Source organism: Streptomyces sp. NPDC048506, from assembly GCF_040651315.1.
Lineage (GTDB): Bacteria > Actinomycetota > Actinomycetes > Streptomycetales > Streptomycetaceae > Streptomyces.
Genome location: NZ_JBEZIX010000009.1, coordinates 125,113 through 142,749, shown reverse-complemented (window position 1 = coordinate 142,749; position 17,637 = coordinate 125,113). Strand labels below are relative to the sequence as shown.

Genomic DNA, 17,637 nt, shown 5'->3' with positions numbered 1-17,637 from the left:
TCGTAAGGACTTTCCATGCCGATCTATCTGCCTGAACCACCGCCGTCGCGGCCTGCTGACGGAAAGGGCTTCAACCGCCTCACCTTGAACGCCCACATTTGGGCGGGCGGCGCGCAGTGCGCACTGATGCCCAGGTCGTACCCAACCCTGTTCGAGAGCTACGACACCCGGCGCGCCCGGTGGGGCGGCTTCGGGGACTGCATCCGGCAAGAGGGAGACTGCGGCACCTGCCCGGTCCTCACCGAACTGGAGACCTCCACCGAGCAGGTCACCTTCAACAGCCCGCGGGTACTGGTGCGCATCGAGACCACCATCAGCCAGGGCGCGATGTTCAACGCCACGACAGTCACCACGCTCTGGATGACCGACCGGCCCGATGATCCGGACTACCGCAGCAACGGGCAGAAATGGACCTGGCGGCGGATCCGGTGCCTGAAGGGCTGGGAGCTCGGTCGGCGGTACCGCGACGAGATCGGTGAGGGCTTCTGGCTTCACCGCACCGCGCACGCGGCCCCGCCGCACGTCGAGGTCCGGACCAAGCTCCGCGGGACGTTCACCCGGCATGCGTTCTTCGTAGACCAGACCAGGGCTGCCTTGCTCACCTGTTACAGCCAATGCCTCCACAGCGACGGAAGGTTGCTGAACGTGATCGGGCACCACACCCCCGAGAAGGCGAATGACGGTGTCCTGTCGCTGCGCTCGTGGCAGCTCAGCCTTCCGAGCGACACCGGCCGTGGCCGCCACTTGGTGCTTGGGGCGAACTGGGGTGCCTGCAGCGTCACTTTGATGGCGGGCCGAGAGACCCTCGCACGACTGTCGTTCAGCGGATCAACATGGACACCAGAGCAGATCTACGGTGCGGCCGCCGCTCTCCTCTCGCACACCGAGGGCTGACGTCGTGGCGACCTACACCCCGCCGCGCCCGTTCTTCCTGCCGGACACGCATCTGCCCAACTCGGTTACGACACCCTGGACATGCCGCTCCTGTGCCGGCGCCTGGCCGTGCGAAACGGCCAGCGCGTACCTCACGCCGGGCACCTGCCAGTGCGGTTCCCAGACGTACTGGGAGAGGAACGGTCCGCGCCATTGGCACTGCGGCCCCACCTGCCACAGCCATGCCGACCGGATGGCCGCGCTCGCCGAGGAGCTGCACCAGTACCACCAGGCGCATCCGCACTACCCGCCCCCGCGCCCCGATCCGCCGCGGCGCAGGCGCCGCCAGAGGCCGCCGTACGTGCACACACCGAGCGGGCCCGGAGACATCCGGCCCGGAACGTGGCTGTGGGTCAAACCCGGTGGACTCCATCCCGCATGGGGCGACATCCACCGTCTGGTGATGCTCACCCGCCTCGGCAGCCCGTACTGCGAGGTGTGGCTGGACGACACCACCACGCACCGGCTCAAGCCGCATCTGCTGATCCTGGAACGCACGAGCAGCGTGAGTGCCGCCCGTGCGGCCGGCGTCACCACCTTCGTCGACAGGGCGGGGCTGCGCCCTTGGCCTCTGCTTCCGGAATGGCAGTGGCTGAACTGGAGCATGGCCGAGCACCTCGCACGCATTGAAGCCGAGGGCCCCGCGCACCGGCTTGATCCGGTGCAGGAGAGCTTGTTCGTCTCGGTCCCAACCGACCGCCCCTGACCTGCCTTTACCGTGCCCGAAGGCACATCGGGGAGCTGGACACTCCCCTAGACGAGAGTAGAATTTAGACATGAGGCAGCGGGGCGGGCAGCCCCGACCAACGACCGAGAAGGAACATCATGCTCACCACTCCGACCGTCATCGACGCCTACGAGACGCTCGGCATCATCGCCCCCGAGTGCGACGAGTGCGAAGGGGTGGGCGCGGTGACTTACTTCCACGGACCGCACGAACGGGAGCGGGGGTGCGACCGCTGCCACGGCATCGGCCGCCGCCTCCCTTGCCCGCACTGCACCGACGGCACCCAGCCCGGCACGGGCGAGACCTGCGCAACCTGCGACGGATACGGCTCGCTCTGCTAACCCGATATAGGTCACAACTGATAGGAGATCGATCGTGGATCTTGGAGACTCCCTCGCCCAGCAGGCCCTCACCACGGGCAAGCGCGTCACACCTGCCGCAGCACCGCCCGGCATCACCCGCCTGGCCATCACGCTGCCCGACGGCAGCATCCAGCACTTCGAACGCGCCATGGCCGGCGGCCCGGAGGGCTGGCGCGCCACCGACTTCGAAAGCACGGGCGGAGGCTGCGCCTTCAACGAGCCCATCACTTCCGAATGGGGCCGCGGCCTCGACGCCTTCACCCCCGAAACTGCCCGCTGACCAGCAAGGAGACACTGGCATGAGCCTCGAGAAGCGCACCCTCGTTACCCCCGCCAAGCCCGTCCCCGCGGGCAAGCTCCACCTGTTCGGACAGGTGGTCAACCATGCCACCGACCCGATCACCGGCGCAGAGCTCAACATGGTCCGGTGGGACGGCGCACTGAAGGCCCTCCCGTATCGCGACGACGAGCTGGCCATCGTCGACTGAGCACCTCCACGACCTAAATAGGTCGCGATGCAAAACCGTGCTAGGTTCTTGATCGTTGTCAGGCCCAGGCACGGCCCGACCACCCACCCGACTTCTGGACGGGCAGCGACCCCCCGCGCCCCGCCCGCCCAGAACGGCTCGCCAGATGCGAGCCACCCCTCCGGCCGGGACCCGCACCCCACTGCGGGTCCCGGCCCACCCATGGAGACCCCAGATGCCTGCTGGAAACACCGGATGCGACGACGACCTGTACGAAGCACTCATCGCCGAGCGATACGGACGACCGATGAGCGAACTCCTCCAGGAGCAGACCCGGCACCCCCTGCCGGAACTCCTCAAAGAGCGACACCGGCGCCCGGCACCCACACCCCCGCGGCGAATACGAATGCCGCTGGCACCGGACCCCGAAGGCGCCGCGCACTACGCAGCCCTCGAAGCGGCAATCGCCCCCAGGCCGCGCCGGAGGACCGCGTGACCGAGGAGCAGTTCCGCCGACACGTCCGCCAGCTCGCCGCCCTCCGCGGCTGGACCCTCGCCTACCACACGCACAACTCCCGCCGGTCCGATGCCGGATGGCCAGACGAGGTCTACGGCCACCCCAAGGCCAAACGGGCCCTGTTCATCGAGTTCAAGTCCGACACCGGACGCATACGCCCCGAGCAGCGCGAGTGGCTACGCCACCTCGCCGACTGCGGATATGAAGCAGCCCTATGGCGCCCCAAGGACCTGGCGCTGATCATTAAGATCCTCTCCCCCGACGGGCCCCGTGCCCAACTCCCCGACAACCTCTGACAGGAGACACCCGCCCCGTGCTCGACCGCACCAACCGCCACTCCGACGTACCGCCCGCGCCCGGCTCCATGTGGTGCAACTCCTGCGACAGCTGGTTCAACGTCATCACCAACACCTGCCGCTGCAACAACCGCTGACCTCACCGAAAAAGAGCACCGTGAACCACTCTGATCGCGCGGCCACACCAGCACGCACCGCGCCCACCGAGCCTGCCCGCGACCAGAGCCCACCCACGGACAAGGGCCTGACGACAGCGCAGGCCCTGGACGAGATCACCCGCCTCGCCAACAAGCTCTGCGACCACCTCACAGACGACCAATGGCGCACCGCGGAGCAGATCCGCCACCTCGCCGAAACCGCCCACCCCAGCACCGGAGCCTCCTGATGCACGCCCGCTTCGAAGCCCTGCCCGCCCGGCGCCGCAGCCAGGAGGCGTACGACACCGCGGAAGCCCTGCGCGGGCGGCCCGGCGAGTGGGCGCACGTCGACAGCCACCCCAACCTCAACCGGGCCACCAACCAGGGCCACCGCATCCGCACCGGCAAACACACCGCGTTCCGCCCAGCCGGCGCATACGAAGCCCAGACCCGCAGCACTGGCGACGGCACCGCTGACGTCTACGCCCGCTACGTCGGCAGCAACTAGACATTGCAGGGGATTCATCATGGGGCTGGCGCCGACGCGCTGGCCCCTCTTGCCGTGAGCCGGAGGAGCGGGACGCTCAGCCCATTCGACACGAGACTCACAAGCCGAAGGGGACGCGGGCGAGGACCAGGCCGCGGACCTCGGTCGCCTTCCCCTCGGTCATGAGGCGTTTGCCAACAGTGTGGAACGTGGCGCCTGTTGTGAAGACATCGTCAATCAGCAGAATGCGTTTGCCCTCCACGCTCCTGCGGAACTTCATCGCCTTGGCGTGATCCTGCGCGGCCTGCAGTTTATCTTTCCACTGGACGCCTCCGCTGGCCGACTTCTTCGTCTCGTGCTTCTTGATCAGCACGGGGCTGTCAGGGTCGGCGATCGGCCATCGGCCGAGTGTGTCTTCCGTGTAGGCCGAGGCCATGATCGTTTCGATGTGCTGGAGCGGTACGCGATCGGGGGCTGTGGGGTTGCCGATGATCAGATCGACGTCGGCTATCTCGTCGCTGTTCTCCTCCAGCCATCCGACGATGAGTCGCCCGAAGACCTTGCTCCACCCTTTACGGCCGTCGTACTTGAACCTCTTGATCGGCTGCTCCAGAGGGTCCGTGAAGAGAGCGATGGCATCGACTCGGGTGAAGTAGCGGGCCTGACTGCTCCACCGGCAGATCTTGTTCCGGCAGGCGGCACCCGGTGCATCCAGGCTCTGGCTACACACGAGGCAACGATGCTTCGCCAACGGGCGCATGGTCGCCGCGGCGCACTCCGCGCAGACTGCGGGGGTTCCGTTGATGCGGTAGGCGCATCGGCCGCACTTGGGAAACCCCAGTGGCCGGGGTAGGCCGGACGTACCCGTCACAGGCCCTCCAGCGCAAGTTGGAGCCTCTGCTGGCCGGCTTGCTGGACTCGCGCTGCGCTACCAAGACGGGACAGGACGTCGCCGAGTTCCACGACTTCCACCGCTCTTCCTTCAGCGACCATCGTCGCGGCCCATTGCTCGCTGGTGGCCAGGGAGCGGATGAGGAAGACGTGCTTGCCGTGCTCGGCAGCGAGGCGGGCCTGCATCTTGGCGCCGGAAGTGGAGGACGCCTCGATGACGATGCTGCCGATCGTGCATCCGGACATGACCACGTTGCGGCGGGGGAACGTCCAGGTCGCCGGGCCGGAGGTGGGCCAGAACTGGGACAGGAGCGCGCCGCCGCTGTCGAGGATCCGTGCGGCCAGCTGTTTGTTCTCGGCTGGGTAGATCTTCGCGGCGATGCCGGTGCCCATGACCGCTACCGTCCGGCCGCCGGCTTCCAGGGTGGAGGTGTGTGCGGCCGTGTCGATGCCTTTGGCCAGGCCGCTGAACACCACAACGTCGTTGTCCACCAGGCCGGCTGCCATTCGGGCGGCACGGCGGACTCCGTCTGCGCTGGCGTTACGGGTGCCCACCACGGCGGCCGAGCGCGCATCGCGCTCGTCCAAGTGGCCCAGATAGAACAGGAATGGAGGCAAGTTCGGGATCAGTCGCAGGTTGGCCGGGTACTCAGGGTCGAGCACTGTCACGAGGCGGGCGCCAGCCTGATCGGCTGCTTCGAGTTCAGCGGCGACACGGTCACGGGCATCCTCGAGATGCGGCAGCGCCCTCCGCAGGACACTCGCGCTCTTCCTTGCGATATCGGACTCTTCCGGGATGTCCCCACCGAGGACCACGTGGAGCGCCTCTGGAGACTGGCACGTCCGGGCAAGCAGGTGCCAGTCGACGGACTTGTTGTCCACGCGCAAGGCACAGAGAGTCAGCAGGTCTCTCTGCTGTGGGGTCATCGCGATCATGTCCTCGGGTCCTTCTACTCGCGGTCCAAGGTGTTCGAAGGGTTGTGCGGCTGTGCTGTGGACCGCCTCCATCATGACGTACGCATGCGAAGGCGTATAGCCGCACAAAAGGCCCATCTCGGGCGAGTGTGCTATCGACCTCAATGTTTCCCCAGACGGCGATCCCGGTGGAATCGAGTGCAGGGGACACCGGCAGGACGGCTGTGCGAGGAGCGTCGGCGACAAGAAGCTCGTCTCGGACGTGATCAACGGTTGCGCTTGGTCGAGCAGTCCACCAACCCGCTCGCCATGTCTGACTTCTTCCAAGCCATCCACCCGCCGACTCACGGCGGTCTGGACAGTGATCATCCCGACCGAGAGGCATGGGCTGAAAGGCAGCTCGCGCTGTACGGCGCCTCGATCACCCTGCGCAACAAGGGACTGGTCCGCGTCGTCTCGCCGGCAAACGGGGCCCGTCCGGATCTCGTGGAAGCCACCGCTGGGGGGCGCGCTGCGCTGCCCACCTAAACCACGGGAACTCCGGACAAAGGCTGCCCGTTGACCAGTACGAGGCCCCGCAGCATCCCCCGTCTGCGGGGCCTCACCAAGTGCCAGATCGAGCCTGAGCAACCACGGGCATCGGATGTTCGCTCACCTAGGCTCGGTGGTGGGCGCGGGGCTGGAGCCTCGTGTCCACTGCCACCCCCCGTATACCGGCCTCGCTTGCGAACTTGGCTGTCCCGGTTGCCGAGCTGGCCCCGTACCATCGCAACCCCCGTACCGGTGACCTCGACTCCATTGCCGAGTCGCTGTCCGTCAACGGACAGTACCGGCCGATCGTCGTCAACAGGGGCTCGCTGACCGGACGTCCGAATGAGATCCTCGCCGGCAACCACACCTATAAGGCGGCCAAGCGGCTCGGGTGGACCGACATCGCGGTCACCTTCCTCGACGTGGACGACGATGCGGCAGCAAAGATCGTCATCGTCGACAACCGAACCTCGGACCTGGCCGGGTACGACACGGCGCTCCTCGCGGACATCCTCACCGAACTCCCGGATCTCGACGGCACCGGCTATGACCAGGACCAGCTCGACCAGCTCCTGGACGAGACGGCGCTCCCAGCACCGATCGAGCTTCCGTCCGACGGGGCCGACACCGGCGCCGCGGCGACAGTGGATTACCTGCAGTGGGGCTACATGCAGTGGTCCTCGACCCGCGTTCGGATCACTCAAGCCGAGGTCGAGCTCCTCGACGCGCTCTACAAGCAGTTCGTCGGCGACAACGACTCCGACCTCGGTTTCGGCTGGCACGTCCTCAACGAGGAGCACCGGGCCGAAGAGGGGGCGGTCGCGTGAACTCTCTCGACGTGCGGTTCGACCCCGCCTATCCGCTGGAGAAGCTGCGGCCCGCGGACTACAACCCGCGCCGTCTCTCTCCCGAGTCGTTCGTGCGGCTACAGGCATCCTTGAGCAGGCACGGTGTCGTCAAGCCGGTGATCCTCAACGCGGATGGCACGCTGGTTGCAGGTCACCAGAGAACCAAGGGCCTGCAGGCGCTCGGGCAGACGACGACGCCGGCGATGGTCCTGCCGCAGAAGGTGCGACTCCAGGACGAGATCAAGTTCAACCTCCTGCACAACCGTGTCGAGACCGAATCGTCCGTGGTGTATGCGGAGCCGGGGCCGATCGGTCAGTGGTGCTGGATTCCGTGGCAGACCATCGAGGTGGAGGAGTCGAAGAACCTGCCATTCCAGCAGGCGATCGGCTTCATGACCGCCGCCCACGGCCCGTGGGGCTCCGTCGTCATTGACGACCAGGGCCGCATTGTCCTCAACGCCGAGTACGCGGCCGTTGCTAAGGCCCAACGCTTCGACATGCTCGCCTGGACCGTCGCCTCCTTCGACGCCGGCCAGCTCGTTGAGGACCTCACCGGCGAGTACGGCGTGTACGACTGGACCGGCCTTGAAGAGCAGGCTCCGGTGTGGAATCAGCACATCGTCCAGCCCAACCGGCTGCGCGAGCACTCCTCGAAGGCCAAGGCGGACAAGGTCCGCTACAAGTCCGAGGTGTGGGAGCGCCTCGTCCTGCCGTGGCTGACCACGTCGCACCGGGTGGTGGACTTCGGTGCCGGGCACGGCGACTACGCCCGGCACCTGCGCGCCAAGGGCTACAAGGTCCAGGACTACGAGCCGTACCGGACGCTGAAGGGTAAGTACGCAGTCGACATCCGCACGATCGTGGGCCAGATCCGCGCCATCGAACTGGAGTTGAGGGAGAACGGGCTGTACGAGCTGGTGGTCCTCGACTCGGTCATCAACGCCACCACCTCCCTGGAGTATCAGCACTGGGTGCTGGTCACCGTGAACGCGCTCTGTGCTGCTGACGGGCAGGTGTGCATTGGTACCCGGAACCTGGAGCGGGAGTTGGCATACGAGAACTCTGGGCACTCCATCAGCCGCGACTCCACCCGCCTGTCTTTCCTCGACAGCGAGAACGTAGATATGCGGTTCGTGCGCGGAAAATGGCAGCGCATCCGCTATCACACCCCCGAGTCTCTCCTCGGTCTGCTGTCCCGGTACTTCGAGGACGTCCAGATCAGTGACACCACCCGGGCCACCGTCAAGGCCGTCTGCAAGCGCCCCCGAGTGCTGCCGATCGAGGAATACGAAAGGGCGTTTTCAGAAGAATTCAATATGCCCTACCCCAATGAATTTCGCCACAACAAACATGAGAGACTTTCGTCAATTATGATAGAATTGATCAAGGACAGGAATTCCACTCTGGAGGGGTAGAAGAATGAATTCGGGGGCGGACTCGGAAAAGGTCCGCATGGAAATAGAAGCCCGTGACAGCTACCGCATCATGTGGCTGGCCGGCATCCGCGAACTCGACTTGACACAACACTGCCTGAAGACATTCGGCGAGAGCGACCGGCCGCATATCAACATCCATCAGCGCCGGCAGGCCGTGTATCTGTCGACGGCGAATCCGCCGGTCGCCTGGTACTTGTGTGCACTGCCGATCCCCTGGGACTGGTCCCGCAACGCGCACCTCGCGTTCGAGTACGCGCCGGGCGAGACCTGGGAGGGCGATGCCCTCGTGCGCGGCCTGGGCGTGCATCTGACCAACGCTCGCCCCGTCCTCGGCTGGGGCGAGCACACCGTTCCCACCGATGCACCGAGGCGGAACTCAAGGCTGTACCGGACTTGCCGAAACTGGCAGTTCGCCTGGTGGCTGCGTGCGAACCGCGAGGTCCCCGATGCACCGCCGCCTATCGAAGAAACCTCCAGTGGAGTAGAGCAGCTAACGCTGGGCTGAGCCACTGCGGCTGCCGTCCAAAGCGGGAGGGCAGCCGCAGTGGCAGGCGGCATGGTGCTGCTCGCCTCAGGTGGCCCCTTGCGCGCCATCTGACCTTAGGGCAATGCCAGGTGTGTAGTCAGCGGGAAGAGCGACAGACAGTACAAAGTTGTCACCAGCTTCCGGCAGTTGGGCCGACAACTCTGTGAGCTCGAACAGTTTGAGTAGGAGTTGTTGCGGTGCGGAGGCGAGATTCAGGGCCAAGTGCGGCAAGGACTCCAGGAGGTCGGTGATGCCAGCGCCTGCAGCCGTGGTTCGGTTTGCAGTTTCCGCGTTCAAGTCGTTGAGAATGCTGATGGTGCTCTGCCGTTGCTCCTCAAGGTCGTTGTACGCCTTGCGCAGGCATTGGCCGAATGGATCATCTAGCGCACACTCTTGAGCTCGCTGAAGAGTGATCTCTTGCCTGCGGATAATGTCGGCGAGGACGCGTTCGTGTCCCGCTCGCTCCTCCTCATGTTGCCGCAGCCCACCGCTAACGATGGCGGCTAGGTCGGCAGCGAGAAGGTATCTCATGTGTGAAGCGAGGACGCGGTCGGCGTAGAGGGCAACCACAGCTCTCAGGAGGGTGGCTTCGCTTACATAGCGGCCCTTGGGGTGTTGGGCATAGGTGTCAGGACGTCCGCGATTGTTGGCCCGGGGCCAACATGTGTAGTAGGTGATGCCCTTGCGGCGATTGCCGTGTAGTCGCCGTCCGCAAGCACACAGAACCCGTCCACGGAATGTGTAAGTGTGATGAGTTGATGGGGGTCTCCCTTGGGCGCTGATTCCTTGGAGTCCTAGTCGAGTTCGCCGACGAGCGTCAAGTTCGTCAAACATCCACTTCGGAATCAGCGGCTCGTGAACGGGGTATGGAGACCAGATCCACAGTTCCGGATTATTCACCTTACCGCTTCTTGAGCGTGAAGCCCGACGATTAAACACCTGATATCCAGTGTACTTTGGGTTGCGAAGGATTTCCCCGACGGTGGATTTCCCCCAAGCGCCCCGAGCTCGTACGCCGCCAGGTGGGTCGGGAGGTGGATATCGATCTCGATCGGAATTAAGGCGTTCTGCGATGATGCCGTATCCGAGCCGCTCGTAGTAGCTCCAAATGGCGATCTGGGTAACGGTCTCTGCCCTCACTCCATCTGGTTCAAGGCGGCTCTTCATGAACCCCTTGTCAGCCTTTATTGGATTGGGGTTTCGGTACCGTTTCGCGCGGTACCCGTAAGGAGGTTTGCCGATATTCCATCCTTCCCGGATGTGAGTGCACAAGCCTCCCCAGGAAGTTTCGAGGGCGTTGTATACCTCATATTCGGCAACTGATTGATTAATCCGCCGCTGCAAGATCTGCTGCGAGCGCCCTCCGTCGAGCTTGATCGGCTCATTCCATGCGAACAGCGGGACCCCAGCTTTTTCGAGCGTTCGCTCAATGGAAAGATTCTCGAACATTCCTCGGGCAACCCTGGATGTGCTTTCGCAGATCACTACATCGAAGCGTCGGCCAGGTTGGCCTGCTTCGGCCAGGAGATCAGAGATGCCACCATCTCGAGCGATGGGGATATCGAACCGCTCGTAGTCGACTTTTCGGCCGCGCGCCTCCAATCCCAGGCGCCCCGACTCGACATCGTAGAAGTGGCATGTAACTACCCATGTCTCTGGAAGCGCAGACTTGCAACGCTCTAGTTGCCGCATCATCGACAGTCGAGGGTCCTGCTTCTCTTCAGTCGAGGTTCGACCAATCCAAGCCACGCGCACCGCCCCGCGTAGCGACAGAGTGGGTGTCGCGAAGGGAGAGACGGCCAGGTCTGACCGCCCGGAGAATTCAAGAGTCACCGTCACTCCAATTCCTGACGCCCGTCTGGGCGAGTTGCTGCACCTGATGCCCGATTCGCGTCCGCTGCGGGAGAATGGGTATTCAGGCCACTCTCGTTCCCTTGCCAAGTTGTGCATGGAATGGATGCATGCCCCGAAATTTGCTGATGAGATTGAGCCCACAGAAGCAATTCATGAATCGTGGTGGCCAACTCATGACGCAACTGTGCGCCTTTTATTCCTCCAATGCGTTTAACGTAATGCGGCCATTTTTGATCTGGCAGTCCTGGGTCAGGTGTTTTTGAGTCTGCGGACATTCAGCCGTACTTCCCCTATATCCGTAACCTCGATGCCGAATGGCGACGTCATGGTGCAGCTTTCCCTGTTACGTGGAGAGTGAAGCAGATCAGCCTGTGACTCTTTAGGGTGAGGAACGCCAAATGGGGTGCTCGTGAGGTGAATCTACGGCAAGTCGTACCACCTGATAGATGTTTCGGAAAGGGGTGGCCATCGTCGTCGTCAGTCGAGGACTATTAACAGAAGCCTTCTGACATTCGGCTTCGCCTGCGCACGTGCTCGCGAAGCAGGAGACCAGGCCAACGCTCCGATCAGGGATCATGGATGAAGGCGCGGGGTCCGGGAGTTGTGTTCATGGGCCGCCCCAACCGCGCTACTCGGGCTGCCATCACCCAGCGCCGCGCCGACGCCATTGACCTCAAACTGGCCGGCGTCGCTTGGCTGACGATCGGTCGCAAGCTCGCCGCCGACCCAGCGATCAATTCTGATGGTGTCGCGTACCCGCAGGGGTACGGCATCGACAAGTACAAGCGTGGTCTGGAGCCACCGTCCGACAAGCGCCTGATCGAGCTGGCTTGCAAGGACGTCTCCAAGGCCCTGGCCGAGCGCACCACCGCCCTCGATGAGAACGCCGACGAACTGCGGCAGCTCATGGTGGAGCGACTGGAGCGACTCTTCTTCGGCGTCTACCGTGCCGCGATCCGCAAGGGCGACTACCAGGCTGTCGACCGGGCGGTGCGGATCATCGAGCGCAGCAGTCGCCTGTTGGGCCTCGACCGGCCTGTCCGTACGGAGGTGTCCGGCCCGAATGGTGGCGCTGTACAGGTCGAGACCGCCGGCCTGGAGGAACTGGAGCGACTGATCAACCTCGCTGGGGGCGAGGGTGGCGAGGGCTGACGAGGCGGCGGTCCTCGAGGTCTATCGGACGCTTCCCGCACAGCGCCGCCGTGAGATAGCCGCAGCCTCCACCCCCGAACTCCGCGCGCGACTCGTACACATCGAGCGCAAGCTGGCAATGGACCGCTCGCCCGGCGCGATGGCGTCCGTCCTCACGGGCGGGCGTGAGATGCAGGCCCCGCACCTGGCAAAGATCGACGCGGCATTCGAGCAGGTCGCCGCCGGGAAGCCAACGAAGCTGCTGCTGACCATGCCGCCCCGGCACGGCAAGAGCCGGAGGGCAGCCCGGTGGGCGCCTCTCTGGTACCTCCGGCGTCGCCCGGAGCACCGGGTAATGATCGCCTCCTACTCCTCCGACCTCGCCGACGACCACGGCCGGTGGATCAGGGACGCGATCCTCACCTACGGCCCCCAGATCGGCATCAGCCTGCGCGCCGGCTCGTCCGCCGCGAACCGCTTCGATCTGGCCGGCACCGAGGGTGGCGCCGTCATGGCCGGTGTCGGCGGCGGCCTCACCGGCAAGGGCGCGCACCTGGCCGTGGTGGACGACCCGATCAAGGACGCCGCCGAAGCTTCCTCCCCGACGATGCGCAAACGGCTGTGGGAATGGTGGCAGGCCGTCCTTCTAACCCGCATCGAGCCCGGCGGCTCCGTCATCCTCATCCAAACCCGCTGGGATGAAGACGACCTCGCCGGCCGTGTCCTCGCGGACGAAGGCGACCGGTGGACGGTCATCGACCTACCCGCCCTTGCCCTATCCGAGGACGACGCGCTCGGCCGATCGGTCGGCACCCCCTTGTGGCCAGAGCGGTACGACACCGACGCGCTCGCAGAGATCCGCCGCTCGGTGGGCGAACGCGTCTGGTGGTCCCTCTACATGCAGCAGCCTCGCCCGCAGGACGGCGGCGTATGGCAGTGGCCCTGGATCACCAACAACCGAGTCACAGCAGCCCAGTTCCGCGGCATCGAGCTGACGCGGATCGTCGTAGCTGTAGACCCCGCCGGCGGCGAGTCCGCCGTTGGCGACGAGACCGGCATCGTCGCCGCGGCCCGCGACCGCGACGGACACCTCTACGTCCTCGACGACCGCTCCGGCAACCGCGGTGCCGACGCATGGGGCCGCGAGACTTGCCTGCTCGCCATGGAACTGCGCGCCGACGCCATCGTCATCGAGTCCAACTACGGCGGGGACATGAGCCGCCAGATCCTCAACCAGGCCTGGCAGGAACTCGAGCGTGAGAAGCGCACCGAGAAGATGCTCATGCCTGCCGTCCTGTCCGTCACTGCCAAGCACGGCAAGCGGCTGCGCGCTGAACCGATCGCCCAGCTCTACGAGCAGGGCCGCGTCCACCATGTCGGCGAGTGGCCGAAGCTGGAACAGCAGATGGTGACCTGGGTCGCCGGGATGGACTCCCCAGACCGCATGGACGCCGCAGTCCACGCACTGACGCAACTCGCCGACCCGGCCGAAAGCGGGGTGATCACGTCGGCCTACCAAGATGGGCGCCTGTCTGGACGTCGATGAGCCGTGAACTGTGGGGCGGCGCCGCGCCCTCAGTGCCACGACACCGCCAGGCACACAGGCAGCGCCCTGACGCCAGGACCGCCCGACACGGTGTGGCTGGGGGCCGTGCTGTATTGCCCGGTCACCGCATCAAGTTGTGCAGCAGGCCGACCGCGGCCAGGCCCACCAACAGCGCGACCCCGACGGCCGGGTGGAGGAAGGCTACGTACGCGCTGCCACTGCCCGCCAGGAGCAACAGGGCGGTGCGGGTGTCTAGTTGACCGTTCACATCGAACTCCGAGATACGAGGGCAAGAGCGCGGTCGTCCGCGTTCGGTTCGGAAGCCTGCAGCACAGACGGCCTAGTCCCGCAACTCTCGCGAAAATCTCTTCTTCTTCGGCCCGTTTCCGCAGGTCAACAGCCCAATGCTCTGGACAGCGCAACTACTTCATGCGCATTTGTCCCCAGGGCCGCCTCTCGGTAATCGCACCGTGCGTCCCAGCCGACGGATCAGAGACCTCGCACAGGCGCTGACTGCCGTTAGCCCTTGATGCCGGGCTCCACGACGTTCGTGACGACCCTGGGGACGAAGCAGAAACTCCGCCTTCCCCATGAGCACCACGGCGCGGGCACCGCAATCCATACGCCCATCCCGTGATCTATGACCGGGACCGCACGACGGCCTGGGCCACGTCTGACTCACTTACGCTAAAGGTGGCGCGGGGCCGACGTTACGGACCTGTCCCGTGGGCCTACGCAGCTTCCTCACCGACGCTTGGTCGTGGCTGAACTACAAACCCGTCATGGCCGGCACGCACGACGGGCGCCCCCATCGTGCTCTCGCCCCTGAGCTCCAAGCCAGCTGGCTTCCCGATGACGCGGTACGCCGCCTGGCCGCGTACAAGCTCCTGGCAGCCTACGACTCGAATCAGGCCGGTGAACTCGCCGCCCTGGCCGGCAACGAATCAGCGGCTGAGCGCCGCGAGTTCGGCGAGCCCTCGGTCTTTGTCGACACCGCGCTGGCTCACACGCTCGGCAAGAACCAGCAGATCATCGTGCCCGGCGCCGAGCACGCCAGCGACGACGAACCTTCACCTGAAGCAATCGCGGCGGCAGAGGTCCAGCAACGTCTACGCGACTGGGCGGAAGCAGAGCTGCTTCCACTGCGGATGCAGGCCGCAGAACGCAAGGCGGTACTGCTCGGTGACGGCATCTACCTGCTGGCATGGGACCCCTCCAAGAACCGAGTGCGCCTGAAGACGTACGATCCCGGCTTCTACTTTCCCGTTCTTGAGGATGACGCCGATCCCGGTGACTTCCCGAGCAGAGTGCACCTTGCCTGGGAGACGCCCGAGGATCCGAAGCGAGGCATCAAGGCCAAGCTGCGCAGGATCACATACGAGTTGGGTCCGATCGCCCCGCCCACTCGCAGCGTCACCACCCGAGAAGGACACGCCTGGCGGGAACCTGTCGAGGACGGCGCGGGAGACCTGCTACTCGCCCGGGGCGACACCTACATACCGGAGACCGGTGCCATCGAGCGCATCTACCCGTGGGCCCCGGACAGGCCGTCGGCCATCACCTGCTACCTGACGGATGCCGAGTGGCTGCTGGAGGATCTGCGACACGGGCAAGCTCTGGATGACCTGCCGCTGGACACGGCCACGTTCCGTACGCGAGCCGACGGAGAGGTCCTCCACAAGCTGGACCTTCAGATCGACTTCTTGCCGGTGGTCCACATCAGCAACAGCATCGCCGACGGTGAGCACTTCGGCCAGTCCTCACTGGCCAAGGTCATGCAGGTCCTGGACGAGCTCGCGGAGACGGACACGGACTCTGCGAAGGCTTCCGCAACAACCGGGGCGCCGATCATCGGCCTGGCCGGCGCTCGGGCGGAAGTCGACCGTGTCACCGGGCGGCCAACGCCTCTGGCCATCCAGCCTGGCACTGTCTTCCAGCTCAGTGACGGTGGCCGCATGGACGTGCTTGACACGTCGGGGCAGCTCGCTGAACTGCGGGCCCGGACTGAGGAAGTTCGGGACCGTGCGGCGATCAACGCTCGCCTGCCCGCTGTGAGTCTCGGCACCGTGGATCCGTCCGACGTCCCAAGCGGCTACGCCCTGCAACTCTCCCTGGGGCCTTTGGACTCCCTCGTCGACTCGATGCGCTTGGCACGTGCCCACAAGTACGTGCTGCTCCTCAAACTGGTCCAGCGCCTTCATCAAGCAGGGCGCGCTGAGGGCTGGCCAGTGGGCGAACCCATGGCTGCGCGGTTGATCTTCGGCCCGCACACGCCGACCGACAGGACGGCGATCTTGGACGAAGTCGTCAAGGGCGTGGCAGCCGCCGTCCTCTCGCTGGAGACCGGGGTGCGGATGCTTCAGGACGCTGGGTATCCGATCGAGGACGCGCGTGAAGAGGTCCGTCGCATCCAGGCTCGTACGGCACCGCCCAAGGTGACGCCTCGGGCAGCGCCACAAGAGGCAGGTGACGGTGAGCAGGACATATGACCTGACGGCGGTCAGTGCTGCCCGGACACGGCGTAATGCTTCTCCGCCTTCACCGACTGGATCTCCACGGTAAAGTCCTTGCCGGTGGGGCTGTCGATGTACGTCTCCTGCTCGGCGCCGGACTGGCCAGTCTCGGAGTCGTAGACGTCCGGGTCCCACTTCTTCTGCGTGATCTCGTACTGGGCCAGGGCCTTGCTGTCCGGCTGCACGCCAGTGACGGTCACGGATGCGGAGTGCGGTTTCACGTCCTCGCCACCGCGCAGCACCTTGAACGTGATCGTGTAGTCCTTGGCGTCGTCGGAGTCGTTGTACGCCGTCACTGAGACGTGGGGCGTGTAGGTGCGGTCGCCATAGTTCGGGATGTTCGACGATGCTTCGTCGACGGATTGGTAGGCGACCTCGATGCGGCCGCCGTCGACAGCGATCGTCGTCTGCTCGGCGTAGGAGAGAGAGTGGTCCCAGGTGCTGGCGGAGCCTTTCTCGGACACCATCCACCAGCCACCCGAGGCCAGTGCGGCGACGCACACGGCGCCGACGCTGACGACCAACTTCTTGCTCTGCAACTTGCTCACGGTCCCCCCAGAATTTTCTGGTCAAAGGGTAACGAACCGTGCGCAGTTTTCGATCTTGCTTCCCTATGACGCCGGGCAGGGCTTCATGCGGTGGCGCGCTGTCGGCGGCGCAGGAGGGCAAGGACCGCGACTGCGGCGAGAGTCATCCAGGCTTTTCCGAGGACCTGCCCAGGCAGGTAGTCGAGGGAGCCGAAGGCGAGCTTGAGGAACAGCAAGCTGTCGGCGAGGAGGCCCACCGCGTTCGAGACGAGCATGGCGACCAGGAGACCGCGCGTCCGTAGCGGCTCGTAAACGGCGAAGTCCATGGTCTCGGCGACGGCGAACGCTGCAGCCGAGGCGAAAGCCAGGGCGGGGTCGGCGAGGAAGTAGGAGACGACGGTGCCGACGGCTATCGCGGCGAGGATCGCCTTGCGGCCAGCGGCCTCCCGGGCGAGGTCACGAAGCACGAGGGCCAGGCCGACCATGTAGACGCCGGCAGGTGCGGCGTAGCCGAAGCCGACGGGAACGGCCCCGAAGTGGGTGACCGCCACGTTGGCGGCCGGGATGGTGGCGATGTAGGCGAGGAGCGTGGCGATACCGGCTGGAGCGGGGAGCTTCACGATCTGCTTTCTGTCTCGATGCGGCAGGAACATGCCCGCCTTGCCTCCTGCGGGGAGCAGGTGGCGGGCGAGCGCCCAGACAGTACAGCTCACGGCACTGACAACAGCGCCGCGTCCGGCCGCTAAGGCCGATCCGGGCTCTGCTCCTCGGCGCCCATGACGCAGTGCAGACAGGACGTCGCACTGGTCCCGATAGTCGAGGTCGGCTGCGAGTTCTGCGGCTAGTTTCGGCCATCGTCGCGTGCCAGCACCATCTCAGCCCCAGCTCTCGGTGATCGCTTTAGGCGAAATCCGGGGGTATGTCGCCCGGCAGGACGGGGCTAGATGAGGACTTCCAGGCCGTCATCGAATGTGCATGCGAATTCACGTGAAG

22 protein-coding genes are annotated in these 17,637 nt (G+C 65.3%); 16 read left to right on the top strand and 6 right to left on the bottom strand.

Annotated elements, in window-relative coordinates:
- Positions 1-15 precede the first annotated feature (15 nt).
- The 9 genes from AB0C96_RS09785 to AB0C96_RS09745 all read left to right on the top strand — a co-directional run bounded on the left by AB0C96_RS09785 (position 16) and on the right by AB0C96_RS09745 (position 3,947).
- Entirely contained in the window at positions 16-894 is an 879-nt protein-coding gene (locus tag AB0C96_RS09785) for a hypothetical protein (RefSeq protein WP_362915484.1), read from the top strand.
- 232 nt (positions 895-1,126) lie between these two features.
- Positions 1,127-1,639, top strand: a complete 513-nt coding sequence (locus tag AB0C96_RS09780) for a hypothetical protein (RefSeq protein WP_362915482.1) — start codon at positions 1,127-1,129, stop codon at positions 1,637-1,639.
- Positions 1,640-1,758: 119 nt separating this feature from the next.
- The gene (locus tag AB0C96_RS09775; protein WP_362915480.1) at positions 1,759-2,001 is read left to right on the top strand and encodes a hypothetical protein; all 243 of its coding nucleotides are present in this window, start codon (positions 1,759-1,761) and stop codon (positions 1,999-2,001) included.
- A gap of 34 nt (positions 2,002-2,035) precedes the next feature.
- On the top strand, positions 2,036-2,302 hold the full coding sequence (locus AB0C96_RS09770; protein WP_362915478.1) for a hypothetical protein: 267 nt from the start codon (positions 2,036-2,038) through the stop codon (positions 2,300-2,302).
- A 19-nt stretch (positions 2,303-2,321) separates the two neighbouring features.
- Positions 2,322-2,510: a hypothetical protein gene (locus tag AB0C96_RS09765; protein WP_362915476.1), complete on the top strand. Its 189-nt coding sequence runs from the start codon at positions 2,322-2,324 to the stop codon at positions 2,508-2,510.
- Between the two features lie 214 nt (positions 2,511-2,724).
- Positions 2,725-2,985 (top strand): hypothetical protein, encoded by a 261-nt coding sequence (locus AB0C96_RS09760; RefSeq protein WP_362915475.1) that lies wholly within the window; start codon positions 2,725-2,727, stop codon positions 2,983-2,985.
- Positions 2,982-3,302, top strand: a complete 321-nt coding sequence (locus AB0C96_RS09755) for a VRR-NUC domain-containing protein (protein ID WP_362915473.1) — start codon at positions 2,982-2,984, stop codon at positions 3,300-3,302. Before AB0C96_RS09760 ends, AB0C96_RS09755 begins: the two co-directional genes overlap by 4 nt.
- Positions 3,303-3,459: 157 nt before the next feature.
- Positions 3,460-3,687: a hypothetical protein gene (locus AB0C96_RS09750; protein ID WP_362915471.1), complete on the top strand. Its 228-nt coding sequence runs from the start codon at positions 3,460-3,462 to the stop codon at positions 3,685-3,687.
- Positions 3,687-3,947, top strand: coding sequence for a hypothetical protein (locus tag AB0C96_RS09745; RefSeq protein ID WP_362915469.1), 261 nt, complete (start codon positions 3,687-3,689; stop codon positions 3,945-3,947). The genes AB0C96_RS09750 and AB0C96_RS09745 overlap by 1 nt, the downstream gene beginning before the upstream one ends.
- A gap of 97 nt (positions 3,948-4,044) precedes the next feature.
- Here the strand turns inward: AB0C96_RS09745 and AB0C96_RS09740 are convergent, their stop codons facing one another.
- Complete coding sequence (locus AB0C96_RS09740; RefSeq protein WP_362915467.1) at positions 4,045-4,677, bottom strand: ComF family protein; 633 nt, start codon at positions 4,675-4,677, stop codon at positions 4,045-4,047.
- A 116-nt stretch (positions 4,678-4,793) separates the two neighbouring features.
- On the bottom strand, positions 4,794-5,753 hold the full coding sequence (locus AB0C96_RS09735) for a DNA-processing protein DprA (protein WP_362915465.1): 960 nt from the start codon (positions 5,751-5,753) through the stop codon (positions 4,794-4,796).
- A gap of 258 nt (positions 5,754-6,011) precedes the next feature.
- Here AB0C96_RS09735 and AB0C96_RS09730 point away from each other — a divergent pair, with 258 nt between their 5' ends.
- The 4 genes from AB0C96_RS09730 (at position 6,012) to AB0C96_RS09715 (ending at position 9,052) form a co-directional block, all read left to right on the top strand.
- Entirely contained in the window at positions 6,012-6,260 is a 249-nt protein-coding gene (locus AB0C96_RS09730) for a hypothetical protein (RefSeq protein WP_362915463.1), read from the top strand.
- A gap of 203 nt (positions 6,261-6,463) precedes the next feature.
- On the top strand, positions 6,464-7,090 hold the full coding sequence (locus AB0C96_RS09725; protein ID WP_362915461.1) for a ParB/RepB/Spo0J family partition protein: 627 nt from the start codon (positions 6,464-6,466) through the stop codon (positions 7,088-7,090).
- Positions 7,087-8,526, top strand: a complete 1,440-nt coding sequence (locus AB0C96_RS09720) for a ParB N-terminal domain-containing protein (RefSeq protein WP_362915459.1) — start codon at positions 7,087-7,089, stop codon at positions 8,524-8,526. The genes AB0C96_RS09725 and AB0C96_RS09720 overlap by 4 nt, the downstream gene beginning before the upstream one ends.
- 4 nt (positions 8,527-8,530) lie before the next feature.
- The gene (locus AB0C96_RS09715) at positions 8,531-9,052 is read left to right on the top strand and encodes a hypothetical protein (RefSeq protein WP_362915457.1); all 522 of its coding nucleotides are present in this window, start codon (positions 8,531-8,533) and stop codon (positions 9,050-9,052) included.
- Between the two features lie 66 nt (positions 9,053-9,118).
- Here AB0C96_RS09715 and AB0C96_RS09710 read toward each other — a convergent pair whose 3' ends face one another.
- The gene (locus tag AB0C96_RS09710) at positions 9,119-10,765 is read right to left on the bottom strand and encodes a recombinase family protein (protein ID WP_362915600.1); all 1,647 of its coding nucleotides are present in this window, start codon (positions 10,763-10,765) and stop codon (positions 9,119-9,121) included.
- 771 nt (positions 10,766-11,536) lie between these two features.
- Between AB0C96_RS09710 and AB0C96_RS09705 the strand changes: the two genes are divergently transcribed.
- Entirely contained in the window at positions 11,537-12,079 is a 543-nt protein-coding gene (locus AB0C96_RS09705) for a hypothetical protein (RefSeq protein WP_362915456.1), read from the top strand.
- On the top strand, positions 12,066-13,604 hold the full coding sequence (locus AB0C96_RS09700; protein ID WP_362915454.1) for a terminase family protein: 1,539 nt from the start codon (positions 12,066-12,068) through the stop codon (positions 13,602-13,604). Before AB0C96_RS09705 ends, AB0C96_RS09700 begins: the two co-directional genes overlap by 14 nt.
- Before the next feature lie 121 nt (positions 13,605-13,725).
- Here AB0C96_RS09700 and AB0C96_RS09695 read toward each other — a convergent pair whose 3' ends face one another.
- The gene (locus tag AB0C96_RS09695; RefSeq protein WP_362915452.1) at positions 13,726-13,872 is read right to left on the bottom strand and encodes a hypothetical protein; all 147 of its coding nucleotides are present in this window, start codon (positions 13,870-13,872) and stop codon (positions 13,726-13,728) included.
- 514 nt (positions 13,873-14,386) lie between these two features.
- On the opposite strand from AB0C96_RS09695, the gene AB0C96_RS09690 reads away from it, so the two are divergent.
- Positions 14,387-16,093, top strand: a complete 1,707-nt coding sequence (locus AB0C96_RS09690; RefSeq protein WP_362915450.1) for a hypothetical protein — start codon at positions 14,387-14,389, stop codon at positions 16,091-16,093.
- An 11-nt stretch (positions 16,094-16,104) separates the two neighbouring features.
- On the opposite strand, the gene AB0C96_RS09685 is transcribed toward AB0C96_RS09690, so the two are convergent.
- Together AB0C96_RS09685 and AB0C96_RS09680 are read right to left on the bottom strand one after the other, a co-directional pair.
- A complete protein-coding gene (locus AB0C96_RS09685; RefSeq protein WP_362915448.1) occupies positions 16,105-16,665 on the bottom strand; it encodes a hypothetical protein in 561 nt (186 codons plus the stop codon).
- An 83-nt stretch (positions 16,666-16,748) separates the two neighbouring features.
- Complete coding sequence (locus AB0C96_RS09680; protein ID WP_362915446.1) at positions 16,749-17,357, bottom strand: VUT family protein; 609 nt, start codon at positions 17,355-17,357, stop codon at positions 16,749-16,751.
- Positions 17,358-17,637: the final 280 nt, after the last annotated feature.

What these genes read in the sequence shown, in the direction of transcription:
- AB0C96_RS09785 (WP_362915484.1), top strand. Translation starts at nt 16, where the DNA reads ATGCCGATCTATCTGCCTGAACCACCGCCGTCGCGGCCTGCTGACGGA.
- AB0C96_RS09780 (WP_362915482.1), top strand. Translation starts at nt 1,127, where the DNA reads ATGGCCGCGCTCGCCGAGGAGCTGCACCAGTACCACCAGGCGCATCCG.
- AB0C96_RS09775 (WP_362915480.1), top strand. Translation starts at nt 1,759, where the DNA reads ATGCTCACCACTCCGACCGTCATCGACGCCTACGAGACGCTCGGCATC.
- AB0C96_RS09765 (WP_362915476.1), top strand. Translation starts at nt 2,322, where the DNA reads ATGAGCCTCGAGAAGCGCACCCTCGTTACCCCCGCCAAGCCCGTCCCC.
- AB0C96_RS09760 (WP_362915475.1), top strand. Translation starts at nt 2,725, where the DNA reads ATGCCTGCTGGAAACACCGGATGCGACGACGACCTGTACGAAGCACTC.
- AB0C96_RS09745 (WP_362915469.1), top strand. Translation starts at nt 3,687, where the DNA reads ATGCACGCCCGCTTCGAAGCCCTGCCCGCCCGGCGCCGCAGCCAGGAG.
- AB0C96_RS09735 (WP_362915465.1), bottom strand. Translation starts at nt 5,753, where the DNA reads ATGATCGCGATGACCCCACAGCAGAGAGACCTGCTGACTCTCTGTGCC.
- AB0C96_RS09715 (WP_362915457.1), top strand. Translation starts at nt 8,531, where the DNA reads ATGAATTCGGGGGCGGACTCGGAAAAGGTCCGCATGGAAATAGAAGCC.
- AB0C96_RS09710 (WP_362915600.1), bottom strand. Translation starts at nt 10,765, where the DNA reads ATGCGGCAACTAGAGCGTTGCAAGTCTGCGCTTCCAGAGACATGGGTA.
- AB0C96_RS09705 (WP_362915456.1), top strand. Translation starts at nt 11,537, where the DNA reads ATGGGCCGCCCCAACCGCGCTACTCGGGCTGCCATCACCCAGCGCCGC.
- AB0C96_RS09690 (WP_362915450.1), top strand. Translation starts at nt 14,387, where the DNA reads ATGGCCGGCACGCACGACGGGCGCCCCCATCGTGCTCTCGCCCCTGAG.